The sequence below is a fragment of the Achromobacter sp. DH1f genome, from assembly GCF_000633435.1.
GTDB classification, from domain to species: Bacteria; Pseudomonadota; Gammaproteobacteria; order Burkholderiales; family Burkholderiaceae_B; genus Achromobacter; species Achromobacter deleyi.
The window spans coordinates 253,020-268,092 of record NZ_AYMF01000033.1; the positions used below are offsets into that span (position 1 = coordinate 253,020).

The window sequence follows — 15,073 nt, forward strand, 5'->3', positions numbered from 1 at the left end:
TTTGTTGCGCTGCAATCGTTTGCTGGCGCGGCTTTTGAGCCCTTTTCCCCTTCGCGCCTTCGCGCCCTGGTTTTTTTTGCCCCTTCGCCCCTAAGGATTCCCATCATGAGGAAGTTCTCTCGCATTGAGCGTTTGCCCCCGTACGTTTTCAACATTACCGGCGAGCTCAAGATGGCGGCCCGTCGGCGCGGCGAGGACATCATCGACATGTCGATGGGCAATCCCGATGGCGCCACCCCCAAGCACATCGTGGACAAGATGGTCGAAGCCACCATGCGCCCGACCACCCATGGCTATTCGGTATCCAAGGGCATCCCGCGTCTGCGCAAGGCCATCTGTGACTGGTATCAGCGCCGTTACGCCGTCGAGTTCGACCCCGATTCCGAAGCCATCGTCACCATCGGCTCCAAGGAAGGCCTGGCTCACCTGATGCTGGCCACCCTGGACCGCGGCGACACCGTGCTGGTGCCCAACCCCAGCTACCCGATCCACATCTATGGCGCGGTCATCGCCGGCGCCAACATCCGCTCCGTGCGCATGACGCCGGGCGTGGACTTCTTCGAAGAGCTCGAACGCGCCGTGCGCGAGTCGATCCCGAAGCCCAAGATGATGGTGCTGGGCTTTCCCAGCAACCCCACCGCCCAGTGCGTGGACCTGTCGTTCTTCGAACGCGTGGTGGCGCTGGCCAAGGAACACGACATCCTGGTGGTGCACGACCTGGCCTACGCCGACATTACCTTCGACGGCTACGTCGCCCCCTCGATCATGCAGGTGCCCGGCGCGCGCGATGTCGCGGTCGAGTTCTTCACCATGAGCAAGAGCTACAACATGGCGGGCTGGCGCATCGGTTACATGGTCGGCAACCGCGAGCTGGTCGGCGCGCTGGCGCGCATCAAGAGCTATCACGACTACGGTACGTTCACGCCGATCCAGGTGGCGTCCATCGCCGCCCTGGATGGCCCGCAGGATTGCGTGAACGAAATCGTGGCGCAGTACCAAAGCCGCCGCGACGTGCTCGCGCGCGGTCTGCATGAAGCAGGTTGGAATGTGGAAATTCCCAAGGCGTCCATGTACATCTGGGCGCAGATCCCCGAACCCTACAGGGCGATGGGCTCTTTGGAATTTGCCAAGCGTGTCCTGTCGGATGCGAAAGTGGCCGTGTCCCCCGGGATCGGCTTTGGCGAATATGGCGACGAATACGTGCGCTTCGCGCTTATCGAAAACGAGCAGCGCACCCGCCAGGCGGTGCGCGGCATCAAAGATATGTTCCGCAAGGACGGTCTGCTGAAGTAGGGGGCCCGGCAGGGGCCCCCCCGTAGCGCTGCGCGCTTCCCCCCAGGGGGCATGCTGGCGGACCGGCGGAGCCGGATCCGCGGCATCCCGATCGGGGGGCACCTCGTGGCTGCAGCTGTTATTGCGTGAGCAGTTTGGAGAAATGAAATGAATTCCCCCCAACGGCCGCCCGCAGAGGGCGCCGCGATGAATCCCATGAAAGTGGGCCTGCTCGGTCTGGGCGTAGTTGGCGGCGGCACGTGGACCGTGCTGTCGCGCAATGCGGAAGAGATCGCGCGTCGCGCGGGTCGCCGCATTGAAGTCACCCGCGCCGCCGTGCGCGACGTGCAGAAGGCGCGCGCCCGCGTCGGCGATTCGCTGCGTGTCGATACCGATGTGCACGCGCTGGTGCGCGACCCCGACATCGACATCGTTGTCGAACTGATCGGCGGCGACACTCTGGCGCTCGAGCTGGTGCTCGAAGCCATCGCCAACGGCAAGCACGTGGTCACGGCCAACAAGGCCTTGCTGGCCAAGCACGGCAACGAGATCTTCGCCGCAGCGTCCGAGCGCGGCGTGATGGTGGCGTTCGAGGCCGCGGTGGCTGGCGGCATTCCCATCATCAAGGCCATCCGCGAAGGCCTGACCGCCAACCGCATCCAGTGGGTCGCCGGCATCATCAACGGCACCACCAACTTCATCCTGTCCGAAATGCGCTCGCGCGGCCTGCCGTTCGCCGACGTGCTGGCCGAAGCCCAGCGCCTGGGCTACGCCGAAGCCGACCCCACCTTCGACGTCGAAGGCGTGGACGCCGCGCACAAGCTGACCCTGCTGGCATCGCTGGCCTTCGGCGTGCCGGTGCAGTTCGACCGCGCCTACATCGAAGGCATCTCGCAACTGGCCGCCGAAGACATCGAACACGCCGAACGCCTGGGCTACCGCATCAAACTGCTGGGCATCACCAAGCGCCGCAACGATGGCATCGAATTGCGCGTACACCCGGCGCTGGTGCCGGCCGAGCGCCTCTTGGCCAATGTCGAAGGCGCGATGAACGCCGTGCTGGTCAAGGGCGACGCCGTGGGTCCCACGCTGTATTATGGCCAGGGCGCGGGCGAAGAGCCCACCGCCTCGGCGGTGGTGGCCGATCTGGTCGACGTGACGCGCCTGCACACCGCCGACCCGGGCAACCGCGTGCCGCACCTGGCCTTCCAGCCGGACGCCATGTCGGATACGCCGATCCTGTCGATCGAACAGGTCAGCACGTCGTACTACCTGCGCTTGCGCGTGGATGACCAGCCGGGCGTGCTGGCCGACATCGCGCGCATTCTGGCCGACCGCTCGATCTCGATCGGGTCGATGATCCAGCAGCCTTCGCACATCGGTGGCGCGGACATCATCTTCCTCACGCACGAAGCGGTGGAAGGCAACGTCAATCAAGCCATCGAGCGCATCGAGGCCTTGCCGTTCGTGCGGTCCAAGGTCACCCGCCTACGCGTGGAGCACCTGGCATGAACTACCTCTCGACCCGGGGGGGCATGGCCCCCCAGCCGTTCTCGGACATCCTGCTCGAAGGGCTGGCGCCGGATGGCGGCCTGGCCGTACCCGAGCAACTGCCCCAGGTCTCGGCGGAAACGCTCGAATCCTGGCGCGGCCTCCCGTATGCCGACCTGGCGTTCGAGGTCCTGTCGCGCTTTGCCACCGACATCCCGGCGGACGACCTGCGCGGCCTGACCCGCGCCGCGTACACGTCGCAGATATTCAACAGCGAAGACATCGTCCCGCTGCGTCCGCTGGACAACGGCCTGTCGCTGCTGGGGCTGTCCGAAGGGCCGACACTGGCCTTCAAGGACATGGCCATGCAGTTCCTGGGCCAGGTGTTCGAATACGTGCTGACCCGCCGCGGCACTACGCTCAACATCGTGGGCGCCACCTCGGGCGATACCGGTTCGGCCGCCGAATACGCCTTGCGCGGCAAGCGCGGCGTGGCCGTGTTCATGCTGTCGCCGCACGGCCGCATGAGCGCGTTCCAGCGCGCCCAGATGTATTCGCTGCAAGACGAGAACATCCATAACATCGCCGTGCGCGGCGTGTTCGACGAGGCCCAGGACATCGTCAAGGCCTTGGCTGGCGACCTGGCGTTCAAGTCCAAGTACCGTCTGGGCGCGGTCAATTCCATCAACTGGGCGCGCATTGCCGCCCAGGTGGTGTACTACTTCCACGGCTGGCTGCGCGCCACCGACAAGCCGGGCCAGCAGGTCTCGTTTGCCGTGCCGTCGGGCAACTTCGGCAATATCCTGTCCGGCCATATCGCGCGCAGCATGGGCCTGCCCGTGCGCCGCCTGGTGCTGGCCACGAACGAGAACAACGTGCTGGAAGAATTCTTCCGCACCGGGGTCTACCGTCCGCGTCCGGCCGAACAGACCTACGCCACGTCCAGCCCGTCGATGGACATCTCGCGCGCCTCGAACTTCGAACGCTTCGTCTTCGACCTGGTCGGCCGCGATGCCGCCCGCGTCAAGGCCTTGTGGTCCGACCTGGCGCGCGATGGCTTCTTCGACCTGTCGGCCCTGAAGCCGCAATTCGAAGAACGCTACGGCTTCGTGTCGGGCGCCAGCTCGCACGAAGACCGCCTGGCCACGATCCGCTCGCTGTACGACCAGACCGGCGTGCTGGTGGATCCGCACACCGCCGATGGCATCAAGGTCGCGCGCGACCACGTCGAACCGGGCGTGCCGATGCTGGTGCTCGAAACCGCCTTGCCCGCCAAGTTCTCGGAAACCATCGAGGCCGCGCTGGGCCGTCCGGCCACGCCGCCGGGCAACCTGGCCAACCTGGAATCGCTGCCGCAGCGCGTCGAAGTGATGGACTGCGATGCCGCCGCCGTGCGCCGCTACATCGAGGCCCACGCCAAGGTGTAAAGGCTGCTTGCGGATGTATTGGGTTGCAACCCCTCGCCGGTGTGAGCCACGAGGGGTTTTTTACGTTCTTACGCACTTTGGCCACAACCCGTCACTTATTGCGCGCCATCATCCGATACAGTGAATCCACCATTCACACTCGGAGAACACGCCCATGAACCTGAAGACCATGACGTTGGCCCTGGTGGTGACCGGAGTTGGGGTGCTGGCCGGATGCTCGTCGCCCTCGGTCATTCAGCAACGGGACGGGACCTCGACCGTCACCCCGGATACGCCCACCTATGACAAGAAGTCGGGCATGTACGAGTACGACAAGGACGGCAAGAAGGTCCAGATCAACAAGGACGATGTGAAGTCCATCGAAGAAGTGAAGTAAGCGCGGCAAGCGTCACGGAACAACCGCGGCGCACAACGTACCGCGCAAAAAAAGCCCCGGCACGAGTGCCGGGGCTTTTGCATGGGCGTCGCGCGAAGGCGAGGCTTACTTGGCCGCAGCCGCAGCCGCTGCCGCAGCCTCGGCGTGATATCGGCCCACGCGTTCGACTTCGTTCTTCGAACCCAGGATGACGCTCACACGCTGGTGCAGCTTGTCCGGCTGGATGTCCATGATGCGCTGTTCGCCGTTGATCGACGCGCCGCCGGCTTGTTCGACCAGGAAGCTCATGGGGTTGGCTTCGTACATCAGGCGCAGCTTGCCGGCCTTGCCGGGTTCACGGGCATCCCAGGGGTACATGAAGATGCCGCCACGGGTCAGGATGCGATGCACGTCCGCCACCATCGAGGCGATCCAGCGCATGTTGTAGTCCTTGCCCAGGGGGCCGGTGGTGCCGGCCAGGCAATCGTCGACGTAGCGTTTGACCGGGGCGGCCCAGTGACGCATGTTCGACATGTTGATCGCGAATTCCTTGGTGTCTTCCGGCACCCGGATGTTTTCGTGAGTGAGCACCCACGAGCCCATTTCGCGGTCCAGCGTGAAGCCCACCACGCCGTTGCCGATGGTCAGCACCAGCATGGTCTGCGGGCCGTACACGGCATAGCCGGCCACGACCTGCTTGTTGCCCGGCTGCAGGAAGTCGGCTTCGCAGACCGGAGCGCCCGACACATTGTGCGGCGCCTGCAGCACCGAGAAGATGGTGCCGATCGAGACGTTCACGTCGATGTTCGACGAGCCATCCAGGGGATCGAACAGCAGCAGGTATTCGCCCTTGGGGTAGCGGTTCGGGATGAGGTGGATGGTTTCCATCTCTTCCGAGGCCATGGCCGCCAGGTGGCCGCCCCATTCGTTGGCTTCGAGCAGGATCTCGTTGGACAGCACGTCCAGCTTCTTCTGGACTTCGCCCTGCACGTTCTCGCTTTCGAGGCTGCCCAGGACGCCGCCCAGGGCGCCCTTGCTGACTGCGTGGCTGATTGCCTTGCAGGCGCGCGCGACGACCTCGATGAGCAGCCGCACTTCGGGGGCCAGGGCCTGGGCGGAGCGTTGCTGCTCGACCAGGTATTGGGTAAGTGTTTTACGTTTCAAAAGGTTCTCCCTATGCTGCGAATTCTAATGCCTTGGATACGATTTCCTGAACGTTGCGCGACAGCCCCTCGTGCCCGCGAACCTGTTGCAGGGCCGCTTGCATCGGGGTGCGCAAGGCCGGCACGAAGCGCGACCAGTTGTCCAGCGCGCGCGCCAGGCGGGCGGCGATTTCCGGGTTGAGGGCGTCCAGCGCCAGCACCTGCTCGGCCCAGAAGGCGTAACCGGTGCCGTCGGGATGGTGCATGCCGCGGGCGTTGTTCAGGCAGAACTGGAACACCAGGGCACGCGCACGGTTGGGGTTGCGCAGCGTGAACGCCGGGTGTTTCATCAGCTCGCGCGCCGTCTGCACGGTGGTGTAGCGAGCCGCCGCCTGCAAGGCAAACCACTTGTCCACCACCAGCGCGTTGTCCTGCCATTTGTCGTAGAACGCGGCCAGCGCCTGTTGCGGGAACTCGCCCTGGCCGTAGTTGATCAGGGCAGACAGCGCGGCCATGCTGTCGGTCATGTTGCCGGCGTGCTCGTATTGCTGCTCGGCCAGGCGCTGCGCCTCGTGTTCGCCGGCGGCCATCAGGTGGCTGAGCGCCAGGTTCTTCAGGGCGCGCTTGCCGGCCGGCACCGGCGCCGGGCTGTATTCGCCCGGCGTCTGGTTGTCGTCGAAGGCTTGACGGAACTCTGCGGTGAGCTGACGGCCCAATTCGGCGCGCAGGAAGTCGCGAGCCACGGCCAGGGCCGGCGGGTCCACGGCCTGCATGCGCTCGGCCAGCGTCTTTTCCGAAGGCAATGCCAGCGCGCGGGCGCGGTAGGCGGCGTCCAGGCTGGGGTCGGTCAGGAGGGCGCGCCAGGCATCGATGAAGGCAGTGTCGGCGTGCAGTGTGCGGCCGGCCTGGCGGGCGTCGGCCAGGCTCAGGATCTGGCGCGTGGCCAGTTCCTGGCCGGCTTCCCAGCGTGCGAACGGATTGCTGTCGTGGGCCGACAGCAGCGCGAGTTCGGCGTCGGTCCAGTCGTAGTCGACGATCACGGGGGCCGAGAAATCGCGCAGCAAGGATGGCACGGGCAGCGCGTCGATGCCGTCGAAGTGCCATTGCTGGGTCTGGGTGGTCAGTTCCAGCAAGGCGGTTTCACGTTCGGCGCCTTCGTGGCGCAGCGTCAGGGCGCGACCCTCACGGTCGAGCAGGCCGATGGCGAAGGGGATATGGTACGGCGCCTTGACGAAACCGGCGGGGGCCTTCTTTTCAACGCCGACCGGCTGGCAATCCTGCGACAGCGTCACCGTCACACGGCGCGCGGCGGCGTCGTGCTCGAGCTTGACCGTCACGCGCGGCGTGCCGGCCTGGCGATACCAGTTGCGGAACACGGTCAGGTCGCGACCGGGATGTTGGCGCGTATAAACCGATTCCATCGCCGCGACGAAATCGTCGCAGGTGACGGCCTGGCCGTCGTGGCGGCGGAAGTATTCGTCCATGCCGGCGCGAAAACCGGCTTCACCCAGCAGCGTGTGCTGCATGCGGATGACTTCGGCGCCTTTCTCGTACACCGTGGCGGTATAGAAATTGCCGATTTCCTGGTAGCTGTCGGGCCGGATCGGGTGGGCCATCGGACCCGCATCTTCAGGAAACTGCGCGGCGCGCAGGGTGACGACGTCGTCGATGCGTTTCACGGCGCGGGCGCTGGCGGCGGCCGCTTCGTCCATGTCCTGCGCCATCATGTCGGCGCTGAATTCCTGGTCGCGGAATACGGTCAGGCCTTCTTTCAGGCTGAGCTGGAACCAATCGCGGCACGTGACGCGGTTACCGGTCCAGTTATGGAAGTATTCATGGCCGATGACCGATTCAATGCCCTCGTAGTTGGCGTCCGTGGCCGTCTCGGCGTCGGCCAGCACATAGGCGGCATTGAAAATGTTCAGGCCCTTGTTTTCCATCGCGCCCATATTGAAATCATGGACGGCCACCACCATGAAACGGTCCAGGTCGAGTTCCAGGCCGAAACGGGTTTCGTCCCAGCGCAGCGCGCGCACCAGGGAATCGAGCGCCCATTCGGTCTTGGTCTCGGCGCCCGGGTCGCTATAGACCTGCAGCAGCACGTCGCGGCCGCTGGCGGTCTTGACGGTGGTTTCGCGGTGGGTCAGGTTGCCGGCCACCAGGGCGAACAGATAGCAGGGCTTGGGGAACGGGTCTTCCCATTCGACTTCGTTGCGGCCGTCGGGCAATTGGCGCGAGGCGACCAGGTTGCCGTTGGAGAGCAGTACGGGGTAGGCCGGTTCGGCGCGCAGGGTCACGCGATAGCGCGACATGACGTCGGGGCGGTCGGCAAACCAGGTAATGCGGCGAAAGCCTTCGGCCTCGCATTGCGTGAAGAAATTGCCGCCCGATACGTACAGGCCCATCAGCGTGGAATTGGCGGCAGGCTTGCAGCGGCTGACGATTTCCACCGAGGCGTCGGCGGGCAGGCCATACAGTGCCAGGCTGTGCTCGGACTGGTGATAACGGTCGGCGGCCAGCGGTTGGCCATCGACGGCAACCGAGACCAGTTCCAGGTCTTCGCCGTCCAGCACCAGGGCGGCATCGGCGCTGGCGTCGGCCTTGCGCTGCACCTGCATGACGCAGCGCACCTCGGTGGCCTCGGGGGCCAGGTCGAATGCCAGCGCGACGTGGGGAATATCGTAGGGGTAGGGCTGGTAATCCTTGCGGTATACGGTAACGGGCGTGTCTGTGCGCATGGGATTGCAGTCCTGTATGAACGGAGAGTCCTATTGTAGTGGCTGGGCAGGCGGGTGCAGGGTCGCCTGATGGCCTACCGCAAACTTTTGCCGGCCCGGGCGGTCAAACGTCAGTATGATGGCGCCGTCGCGCGCAATGAGGAGTCGCAAATGTCCCGTTCTTCCCGTTTCAATGCCGGCCGCTGGGCCGCGGTACTGGCTGTCATGGGGGCATTGGTACTGAGCGGATGTGCGGCCCCGACGGTGTCGGCCCGCGTCACCTCATTCCAGCAATGGCCGACCGGCGTCGAAGGCCAGACCTACCAGTTCGTGCCCGCCGACGCCTCGCAAGCCAATAATCTGGAATACCAGTCCTACCAGGATATGGTCCGCGCCGGTATCGGCGCCACCGGGCTGGTCGAGGTCCAGGGCGGCGCCAAGGCCCGTTTCGACGTCTCGTTCAAGTATGGAACGACGCAGACCCAGATCATGGTACGGCGTCCGTATGACCCGTATTACAACGGTGGTTACGGCTACGGCGGCTTCTACGGGCCGCGGCCTTGGGGCGGTTACTACGGTTACTGGGGGCCGGAATGGGTCGATGTGCCCATGGTGGTCCAGCGCAATACCTTGACCCTGCAGATCCACGACACCCAGCGGGGCGGCGCCGAGGTATACCGGTCCAGCGCCTTCATACTCAGCGAACGGGACAATTTCATTCGCACGATGCCCTATCTGGTCCGTGCAATATTTGACAATTTCCCGGGAAATAATGGCGCAGAACGTGAAATTCAGTTCCCGGTTCAGTGAAATTTCAGGTGCCGCGCATGCGGCGCTAAAATAAAAAAGGCGCACCAAAGTGGTGCGCCTTTTATTTTTCTTACTGAATAATAGGTTTTATTCTTTGATAAGAAAACTGTCGCGCGTGGCGCCGTTGGCTTCTTCGGCGGCGAGCCAGCGCGGCGCCTTGCCACGACCGCTCCAGGTTTCCCCGGTTTGGGGGTGGCGGTACTTGGGCGCAACGGCGCGTTTGGCGGCGTTGGCGGGGCGAGCGGCAGCGCCGGCCTTGCGGCGGCTGCTGGGCGTGGCTGCACGGGCGGGCTTGTTCGAGCCGAAAGCGGCGGCAATTTCGTCCGGGGTGATGTCGTACTCGCGCATGGACGTGATGATCGAAGCGATCACGGGCTTGCGGCGCTTGGTTTGGAGGACTTCAGCCTTCTTTTGGAGCTTGTTGATTTCCTTTTCGATCTTTGCTTGCAGAGCTGCGTAGGTTTCTCGGGCCATGGTTTATTCCTGATTATGGAACTGCTTTAATCGCCGGCGAAGTTATGTTTATTTGTTGTGCTTCGCATAATACAGAAATTGGAGCTTGATTGTCGCAGTTCCGGACTAATTACTTTGTATCAAAACCGCCGGAGAGTCTTTAGACTTGCGGGTTCCCGCCGAGAACAAGTATTGGGAATGATATTCCCAAATTTGGGACTAATTGAAACAAATGAAGCGTTGGTTCATGAGGCGGACGAATGTCTGTTGCGAGGCTTGAAAAAAGCGCTTTTTGTTTCATGAAGCGAGCGGATGTCAGGAAAATCGCCGTTTTTCCCGTTGCGCGGCTAGCGTATTTCAGGTTTCTCGAATGCTGAGAATGGGGCTGATTCGTCGCTCGACCGGCGGTTGAGCAGGGCCGCGTCATGCGCAAATGTTTTGCGGTTTCTACGGGTATGCCTATTTTCATCGGTGCACTACAGCGGGGATATACGACGACTTATTGCTCGGGTGTATTCACAGGTTTTAGTTTTTCGTTCTAGTTGTATGACAAGTTTGAAATGACGGCACCGACCCCGGGCGTGGCGCTCGAAACCGGGCGGTCGGCACGTCCTGCGCATTTCCAACGGGACCATTCGCCGGTTTTCAATGTGGTCAATACGTAGTTTGAGTCAGTCCCTGATTTGTTAACTTGATAGGTAATATCCCGCGCCGGGGACGCCGGGCCCGTGTCGGCGTTACGATAGAGGCTTGAGCGTCAATGCAGGCGCGTTCCCGCGCCGGCGCCCCCCAACAGAGTCCTATGAAAATCATCGATCCCGCTATTGCTTCCCTGGCCACCGCCAAATCGCTGTTGCTCGACCCCTGGGGGCTGACCGAGGCCGACATGGCGCGCGCGCTGGGTGAAATCTTCACCCACAAGGTCGACTACGCCGACCTGTACTTCCAGTACACCCGCAGCGAAGGCTGGAGCCTGGAAGAGGGCATCGTCAAGACCGGCAGCTTCTCGATCAGCCAGGGCGTGGGCGTGCGTGCCGTGAGCGGCGAGAAAACCGCTTTCGCCTATTCCGATTCGCTGTCGGCCGACGCGCTGCTGTCGTCGGCGCATGCGGTGCGCGGCATTGCCCGGCGCGGCGCGGGCAAGGTCAAGGTGGCGGCCCAGGTCGAAGCCGAAATGGGCCGCAGCCTGTATGCGGACATCGACCCCGTCGCAACGCTGAGCGCACCCGAGAAAGTGGCGCTGCTCGAACGCATCGAGCGCATGGCGCGCGCCCGTGATCCGCACGTGATCCAGGTCATGGCCGGCCTGGGCGCCGAATACGACGTGGTACTGGTGGCCGGCAGCGACGGCCGCCTGGCCGCCGATGTGCGTCCGCTGGTGCGCCTGTCGCTCACCGTCATCGCCGAGCGCAACGGCCGTCGCGAGATGGGCCATGCCGGCGGCGGCGGCCGTCTTGGCCTGGCTTATTTCACGGACGAAATGCTGCAAAGCTATGTCGAGCGCGCCGTGCACGAAGCCATGGTCAACCTGGAAGCGCGTCCCGCGCCGGCCGGCGAAATGACCGTGGTGCTGGGCTCGGGCTGGCCCGGCATCCTGCTGCACGAAGCCGTCGGCCATGGCCTGGAAGGCGATTTCAACCGCAAGGGTTCCAGCGTGTTCTCTGGCCGCATCGGCGAGCGCGTGGCGTCCAAGGGCGTCACCGTGATCGACGACGGCACCATTCCGGACCGCCGCGGTTCGCTCAACATCGACGACGAGGGCAATGCCACGCAGCGCAACGTCCTGATCGAAGACGGCATCCTGCGCGGCTATATGCAGGACACCCTGAATGCCCGCCTGATGAAGACCGCCGCCACCGGCAACGGCCGCCGCGAATCCTTCGCGCACCTGCCGATGCCGCGCATGACCAACACCTATATGCTGGCCGGCGACAAAGTGCCCGAGGAAATCATCTCGTCGGTCAAGCGCGGCCTGTATGCGGCGAACTTCGGCGGCGGCCAGGTCGACATCACCAACGGCAAGTTCGTGTTTTCGGCGTCCGAGGCCTACATGATCGAAGATGGCAAGATCACGTACCCGGTCAAGGGCGCGACCCTGATCGGCAACGGCCCCGACGCCATGACCCGCGTGACCATGATCGGCAACGACCTGAAGCTGGACTCGGGCGTGGGCACCTGCGGCAAGGACGGCCAGAGCGTGCCGGTAGGCGTAGGCATGCCCACGGTCCGCATGGAAGGCCTGACGGTCGGCGGAACAGCCTGATAACGCCCCCACGCCGCGCGCTTTGCGCTTGCTGCCCCCCGAGGGGGCTGTCCGGCCTTCGGGCGGCCGGGCGGCCGGACGGCTATTTTTGCGGGGCGTTGTCTTGGATTCCCTTGCCGCGCGCACGACAGCAGTTGCTGGCCACGAGGGAGCTGTCCGGTCTTCGTTCGGCCGGGCGGCAATTCTTTCGGGACAGTTTGGGAAAATTGTGCTAGAGTCTTTCGCTATGAAATTCGCGTCCCCCGCCTTTTACTTTTATTTTTATGGTTTTCTGAAGCCGCTGGCGGAGGAAGGGACGCGCTCAATCTGAAGTTTGGAAAGAATCCCCCCCAAAAAAGCCGCCAGCGAACTGGCGGCTTTTTTTGTGCCGCCAGCTTGAGGAAACAACCCCGGAGCATGCGCCCCGTGGCGGGAAACCCAGGAGCAGTACCGTGTCACACAATACCGACGACCTTCGCATTCGAGAAATCAAAGAACTGAACCCGCCCGCGCACGTGATGCGCGAGTTCGCATGCACGAAAGAGGCATCCGATACCGTGTTCTCCGCCCGGCAGTCGATGCACCGCATCCTGCACGGCATGGACGATCGCATGATCGTCGTGATCGGGCCCTGCTCGATTCACGACACCCGTGCCGCGATCGAGTATGCGAAGCGCCTGAAGCCGGTACGCGACCGCCTGAGCGCGGACCTGGAAATCGTGATGCGCGTGTATTTCGAGAAGCCGCGCACCACGGTGGGCTGGAAGGGCCTGATCAATGATCCCGACCTGAACGGCAGCTTCGACATCAACAAGGGGGTGCGCGTGGCCCGCGAACTGCTGCTGGACATCAACAGCCTGGGCCTGCCGGCGGGATGCGAGTTCCTGGACATGATTACGCCGCAATACATTGCGGACCTGGTCTCCTGGGGGGCGATCGGGGCGCGCACGACCGAAAGCCAGGTGCATCGCGAACTGGCTTCGGGCTTGTCGTGTCCGGTGGGTTTCAAGAACGGTACGGACGGCAATGTGAAGATCGCGGTCGACGCGATCAAGGCGGCGTCGCAGCCGCACCATTTCCTGTCGGTGACCAAGGGCGGGCATTCGGCCATCGTCTCGACCGCGGGCAACGAGGACTGTCACGTCATCCTGCGCGGCGGCAAGACGCCGAACTACGATGCCGCCAGCGTCGACGCGGCCTGCCAGGATATGTCCAAGGCCGGCCTGGCGCAGCGCGTCATGGTCGATGCCAGCCACGCCAACAGCAGCAAGAAACCCGAGAACCAGACGCTGGTGATCGAAGACGTCGCGCGCCAGATGGAAGCGGGCGATGCACGCCTGGTCGGCGTCATGGTCGAGAGCCACCTGCTGGGCGGGCGCCAGGACATGGTGCCGGGCACGCCGCTGGTCTATGGCCAGAGCATCACCGATGGTTGCATCGACTGGGACGCCTCGGTGGCCGTGCTGGAACGCCTGGCGCATGCCGTGCGCGAACGCCGCCGCGTGGCGCTGACCTCGGGCAAGTGACCTCGGCTTACCGCAAGCCGCCCCTTGGGGCGACTTGCGGCGCCCGGGGGCGGCGTAGAATATCCGGATCGTCCCATCCGAGAAAACGCTGATCATGAACGCTCCCTTGCACGCTGAATCGCTGCGCCGCGCGGTGCCGGCCGCCTGTCTGGAGGCCCTGCGCGCCCGTTTCGGCGACCGCTTTTCCGAATCCGCCGCGGTGCGCGAGCACCACGGCCGCGACGAATCGCCGTATCCCGCCATGCTGCCGGACGCGGTCGTCTTCGCCCACACCACCGAAGAAGTCGCCGAGGTCGCCAAGCTGTGCAACGAGCACCGCGTGCCGCTGATTCCCTACGGCGCCGGGTCGTCGCTCGAAGGCCACATCCTGGCGATCCAGGGCGGCATCAGCCTGGACCTGTCGCAGATGAACAAGGTGCTGGCCGTCAACGCCGAAGACCTTACCGCCACGGTGCAGGCCGGCGTGCTGCGCAAGCAGCTCAACGAAGAAATCCGCAGCACCGGCCTGTTCTTCCCGATCGATCCGGGCGCCGACGCCAGCCTGGGCGGCATGGCCGCCACGCGCGCCTCGGGCACCAACGCCGTGCGCTACGGCACCATGCGCGAAAACGTGATGTCGCTGACCGTGGTCACCGCCGACGGCCGCATCGTGCGCACCGCGGGCCGCGCCCGCAAGTCGTCGGCCGGCTACGACCTGACCCGCATTTTCGTGGGCAGTGAAGGCACGCTGGGCATCATCACCGAAGTGACGGTGCGCCTGTATCCGCAACCCGAGGCCGTGTCGGCCGCGGTCTGCAATTTCCCCACGCTCGATGCCGCCGTGCAGAGCGTGATCGAAATCATCCAGATGGGCGTGCCCGTGGCCCGTGTCGAATTCATGGACGCGGCCAGCGTGCGCTCGGTGAACCTGCACAGCAAGCTGACGCTGCGCGAAACCCCGCTACTGGTGTTTGAATTCCACGGCAGCCCGGCCGGCGTGCAAGAACAGGCCGAAACCGTGCAGGCGATCACCGCCGAACACGGCGGCATGGACTTCGAATGGGCCGAACGCCCCGAAGACCGCAGCCGCCTCTGGACCGCTCGCCACAACGCCTATTTCGCCGGCCTGCAACTGCGCCCCGGCTGCCGCGCCAGCACCACCGACGTCTGCGTGCCGATCTCGCGCCTGGCCGATTGTGTGCGCGACACCGTTGAAGAACTGGACCGCGCCAGCTTCCCGTACACCATCGTGGGCCACGTGGGCGACGGCAACTTCCACGTGCTGATGCTGCTGGACGCCGACAGCGAGCGCGAATGGCAGGAATCCGAAACCATCAACCACAACCTGGTGCGCCGCGCCATCGCGGCTGACGGCACCTGCACCGGCGAACACGGTGTGGGCCTGCACAAAATGCAATTCATGGCCGAAGAGCACGGCGACCACGCCCTGGAACTGATGCGCAGCCTCAAGCATGCATTTGATCCGAACAACATCCTGAACCCGGGCAAGATCGTGTCCTGGTAAGGCGCCGTCAGGCGGTACGAAAAAGGCCGGCGGGGCAACCCGCCGGCCTTTTTCATTGAGACGAGGCAGGCCAGGCGGGTTTTGCCCGATGGGCTGGGGCGTTCTCACCTGATGGGAATGAACTCGGGCGCACT

Annotated in this window: 11 protein-coding genes; 8 read left to right on the plus strand and 3 right to left on the minus strand. The window is 64.2% G+C overall.

The features are described from left to right. Positions 1 to 105 precede the first annotated feature (105 nt). From alaC to U858_RS0127430, 4 genes are all read left to right on the plus strand, one after another. A complete protein-coding gene (alaC, locus tag U858_RS0127415) occupies positions 106 to 1,293 on the plus strand; it encodes an alanine transaminase (protein WP_025140316.1) in 1,188 nt (395 codons plus the stop codon). 186 nt (positions 1,294 to 1,479) lie between these two features. Further along, positions 1,480 to 2,784 (plus strand): homoserine dehydrogenase, encoded by a 1,305-nt coding sequence (locus tag U858_RS0127420; protein ID WP_025140317.1) that lies wholly within the window; start codon positions 1,480 to 1,482, stop codon positions 2,782 to 2,784. Beyond that, complete coding sequence (gene thrC, locus U858_RS0127425) at positions 2,781 to 4,190, plus strand: threonine synthase (protein WP_025140318.1); 1,410 nt, start codon at positions 2,781 to 2,783, stop codon at positions 4,188 to 4,190. Before U858_RS0127420 ends, thrC begins: the two co-directional genes overlap by 4 nt. 154 nt (positions 4,191 to 4,344) lie before the next feature. Beyond that, positions 4,345 to 4,566, plus strand: coding sequence for a YgdI/YgdR family lipoprotein (locus U858_RS0127430; RefSeq protein ID WP_006393778.1), 222 nt, complete (start codon positions 4,345 to 4,347; stop codon positions 4,564 to 4,566). Between the two features lie 105 nt (positions 4,567 to 4,671). Here the strand turns inward: U858_RS0127430 and U858_RS0127435 are convergent, their stop codons facing one another. Continuing rightward, positions 4,672 to 5,709, minus strand: coding sequence for a class 1 fructose-bisphosphatase (locus U858_RS0127435; RefSeq protein WP_025140319.1), 1,038 nt, complete (start codon positions 5,707 to 5,709; stop codon positions 4,672 to 4,674). 10 nt (positions 5,710 to 5,719) lie between these two features. After that, a complete protein-coding gene (pepN, locus tag U858_RS0127440) occupies positions 5,720 to 8,425 on the minus strand; it encodes an aminopeptidase N (RefSeq protein WP_025140320.1) in 2,706 nt (901 codons plus the stop codon). Positions 8,426 to 8,575: 150 nt separating this feature from the next. Between pepN and U858_RS0127445 the strand changes: the two genes are divergently transcribed. Then, positions 8,576 to 9,214: a DUF4136 domain-containing protein gene (locus U858_RS0127445; protein WP_025140321.1), complete on the plus strand. Its 639-nt coding sequence runs from the start codon at positions 8,576 to 8,578 to the stop codon at positions 9,212 to 9,214. Between the two features lie 87 nt (positions 9,215 to 9,301). Here U858_RS0127445 and U858_RS0127450 read toward each other — a convergent pair whose 3' ends face one another. Next, on the minus strand, positions 9,302 to 9,688 hold the full coding sequence (locus tag U858_RS0127450) for an H-NS family nucleoid-associated regulatory protein (protein WP_025140322.1): 387 nt from the start codon (positions 9,686 to 9,688) through the stop codon (positions 9,302 to 9,304). Positions 9,689 to 10,469: 781 nt separating this feature from the next. Between U858_RS0127450 and tldD the strand changes: the two genes are divergently transcribed. The 3 genes from tldD to U858_RS0127465 all read left to right on the plus strand — a co-directional run bounded on the left by tldD (position 10,470) and on the right by U858_RS0127465 (position 14,939). After that, positions 10,470 to 11,930: a metalloprotease TldD gene (gene tldD / locus U858_RS0127455; RefSeq protein WP_025140323.1), complete on the plus strand. Its 1,461-nt coding sequence runs from the start codon at positions 10,470 to 10,472 to the stop codon at positions 11,928 to 11,930. A gap of 431 nt (positions 11,931 to 12,361) precedes the next feature. Continuing rightward, positions 12,362 to 13,435: a 3-deoxy-7-phosphoheptulonate synthase AroG gene (gene aroG / locus U858_RS0127460; protein ID WP_025140324.1), complete on the plus strand. Its 1,074-nt coding sequence runs from the start codon at positions 12,362 to 12,364 to the stop codon at positions 13,433 to 13,435. A gap of 94 nt (positions 13,436 to 13,529) precedes the next feature. Continuing rightward, on the plus strand, positions 13,530 to 14,939 hold the full coding sequence (locus U858_RS0127465; RefSeq protein ID WP_025140325.1) for an FAD-binding oxidoreductase: 1,410 nt from the start codon (positions 13,530 to 13,532) through the stop codon (positions 14,937 to 14,939). Positions 14,940 to 15,073 lie beyond the last annotated feature (134 nt).

What these genes read in the sequence shown, in the direction of transcription:
- alaC (WP_025140316.1), top strand. Translation starts at nt 106, where the DNA reads ATGAGGAAGTTCTCTCGCATTGAGCGTTTGCCCCCGTACGTTTTCAAC.
- U858_RS0127420 (WP_025140317.1), top strand. Translation starts at nt 1,480, where the DNA reads ATGAATCCCATGAAAGTGGGCCTGCTCGGTCTGGGCGTAGTTGGCGGC.
- thrC (WP_025140318.1), top strand. Translation starts at nt 2,781, where the DNA reads ATGAACTACCTCTCGACCCGGGGGGGCATGGCCCCCCAGCCGTTCTCG.
- U858_RS0127430 (WP_006393778.1), top strand. Translation starts at nt 4,345, where the DNA reads ATGAACCTGAAGACCATGACGTTGGCCCTGGTGGTGACCGGAGTTGGG.
- pepN (WP_025140320.1), bottom strand. Translation starts at nt 8,425, where the DNA reads ATGCGCACAGACACGCCCGTTACCGTATACCGCAAGGATTACCAGCCC.
- U858_RS0127445 (WP_025140321.1), top strand. Translation starts at nt 8,576, where the DNA reads ATGTCCCGTTCTTCCCGTTTCAATGCCGGCCGCTGGGCCGCGGTACTG.
- U858_RS0127450 (WP_025140322.1), bottom strand. Translation starts at nt 9,688, where the DNA reads ATGGCCCGAGAAACCTACGCAGCTCTGCAAGCAAAGATCGAAAAGGAA.
- tldD (WP_025140323.1), top strand. Translation starts at nt 10,470, where the DNA reads ATGAAAATCATCGATCCCGCTATTGCTTCCCTGGCCACCGCCAAATCG.
- U858_RS0127465 (WP_025140325.1), top strand. Translation starts at nt 13,530, where the DNA reads ATGAACGCTCCCTTGCACGCTGAATCGCTGCGCCGCGCGGTGCCGGCC.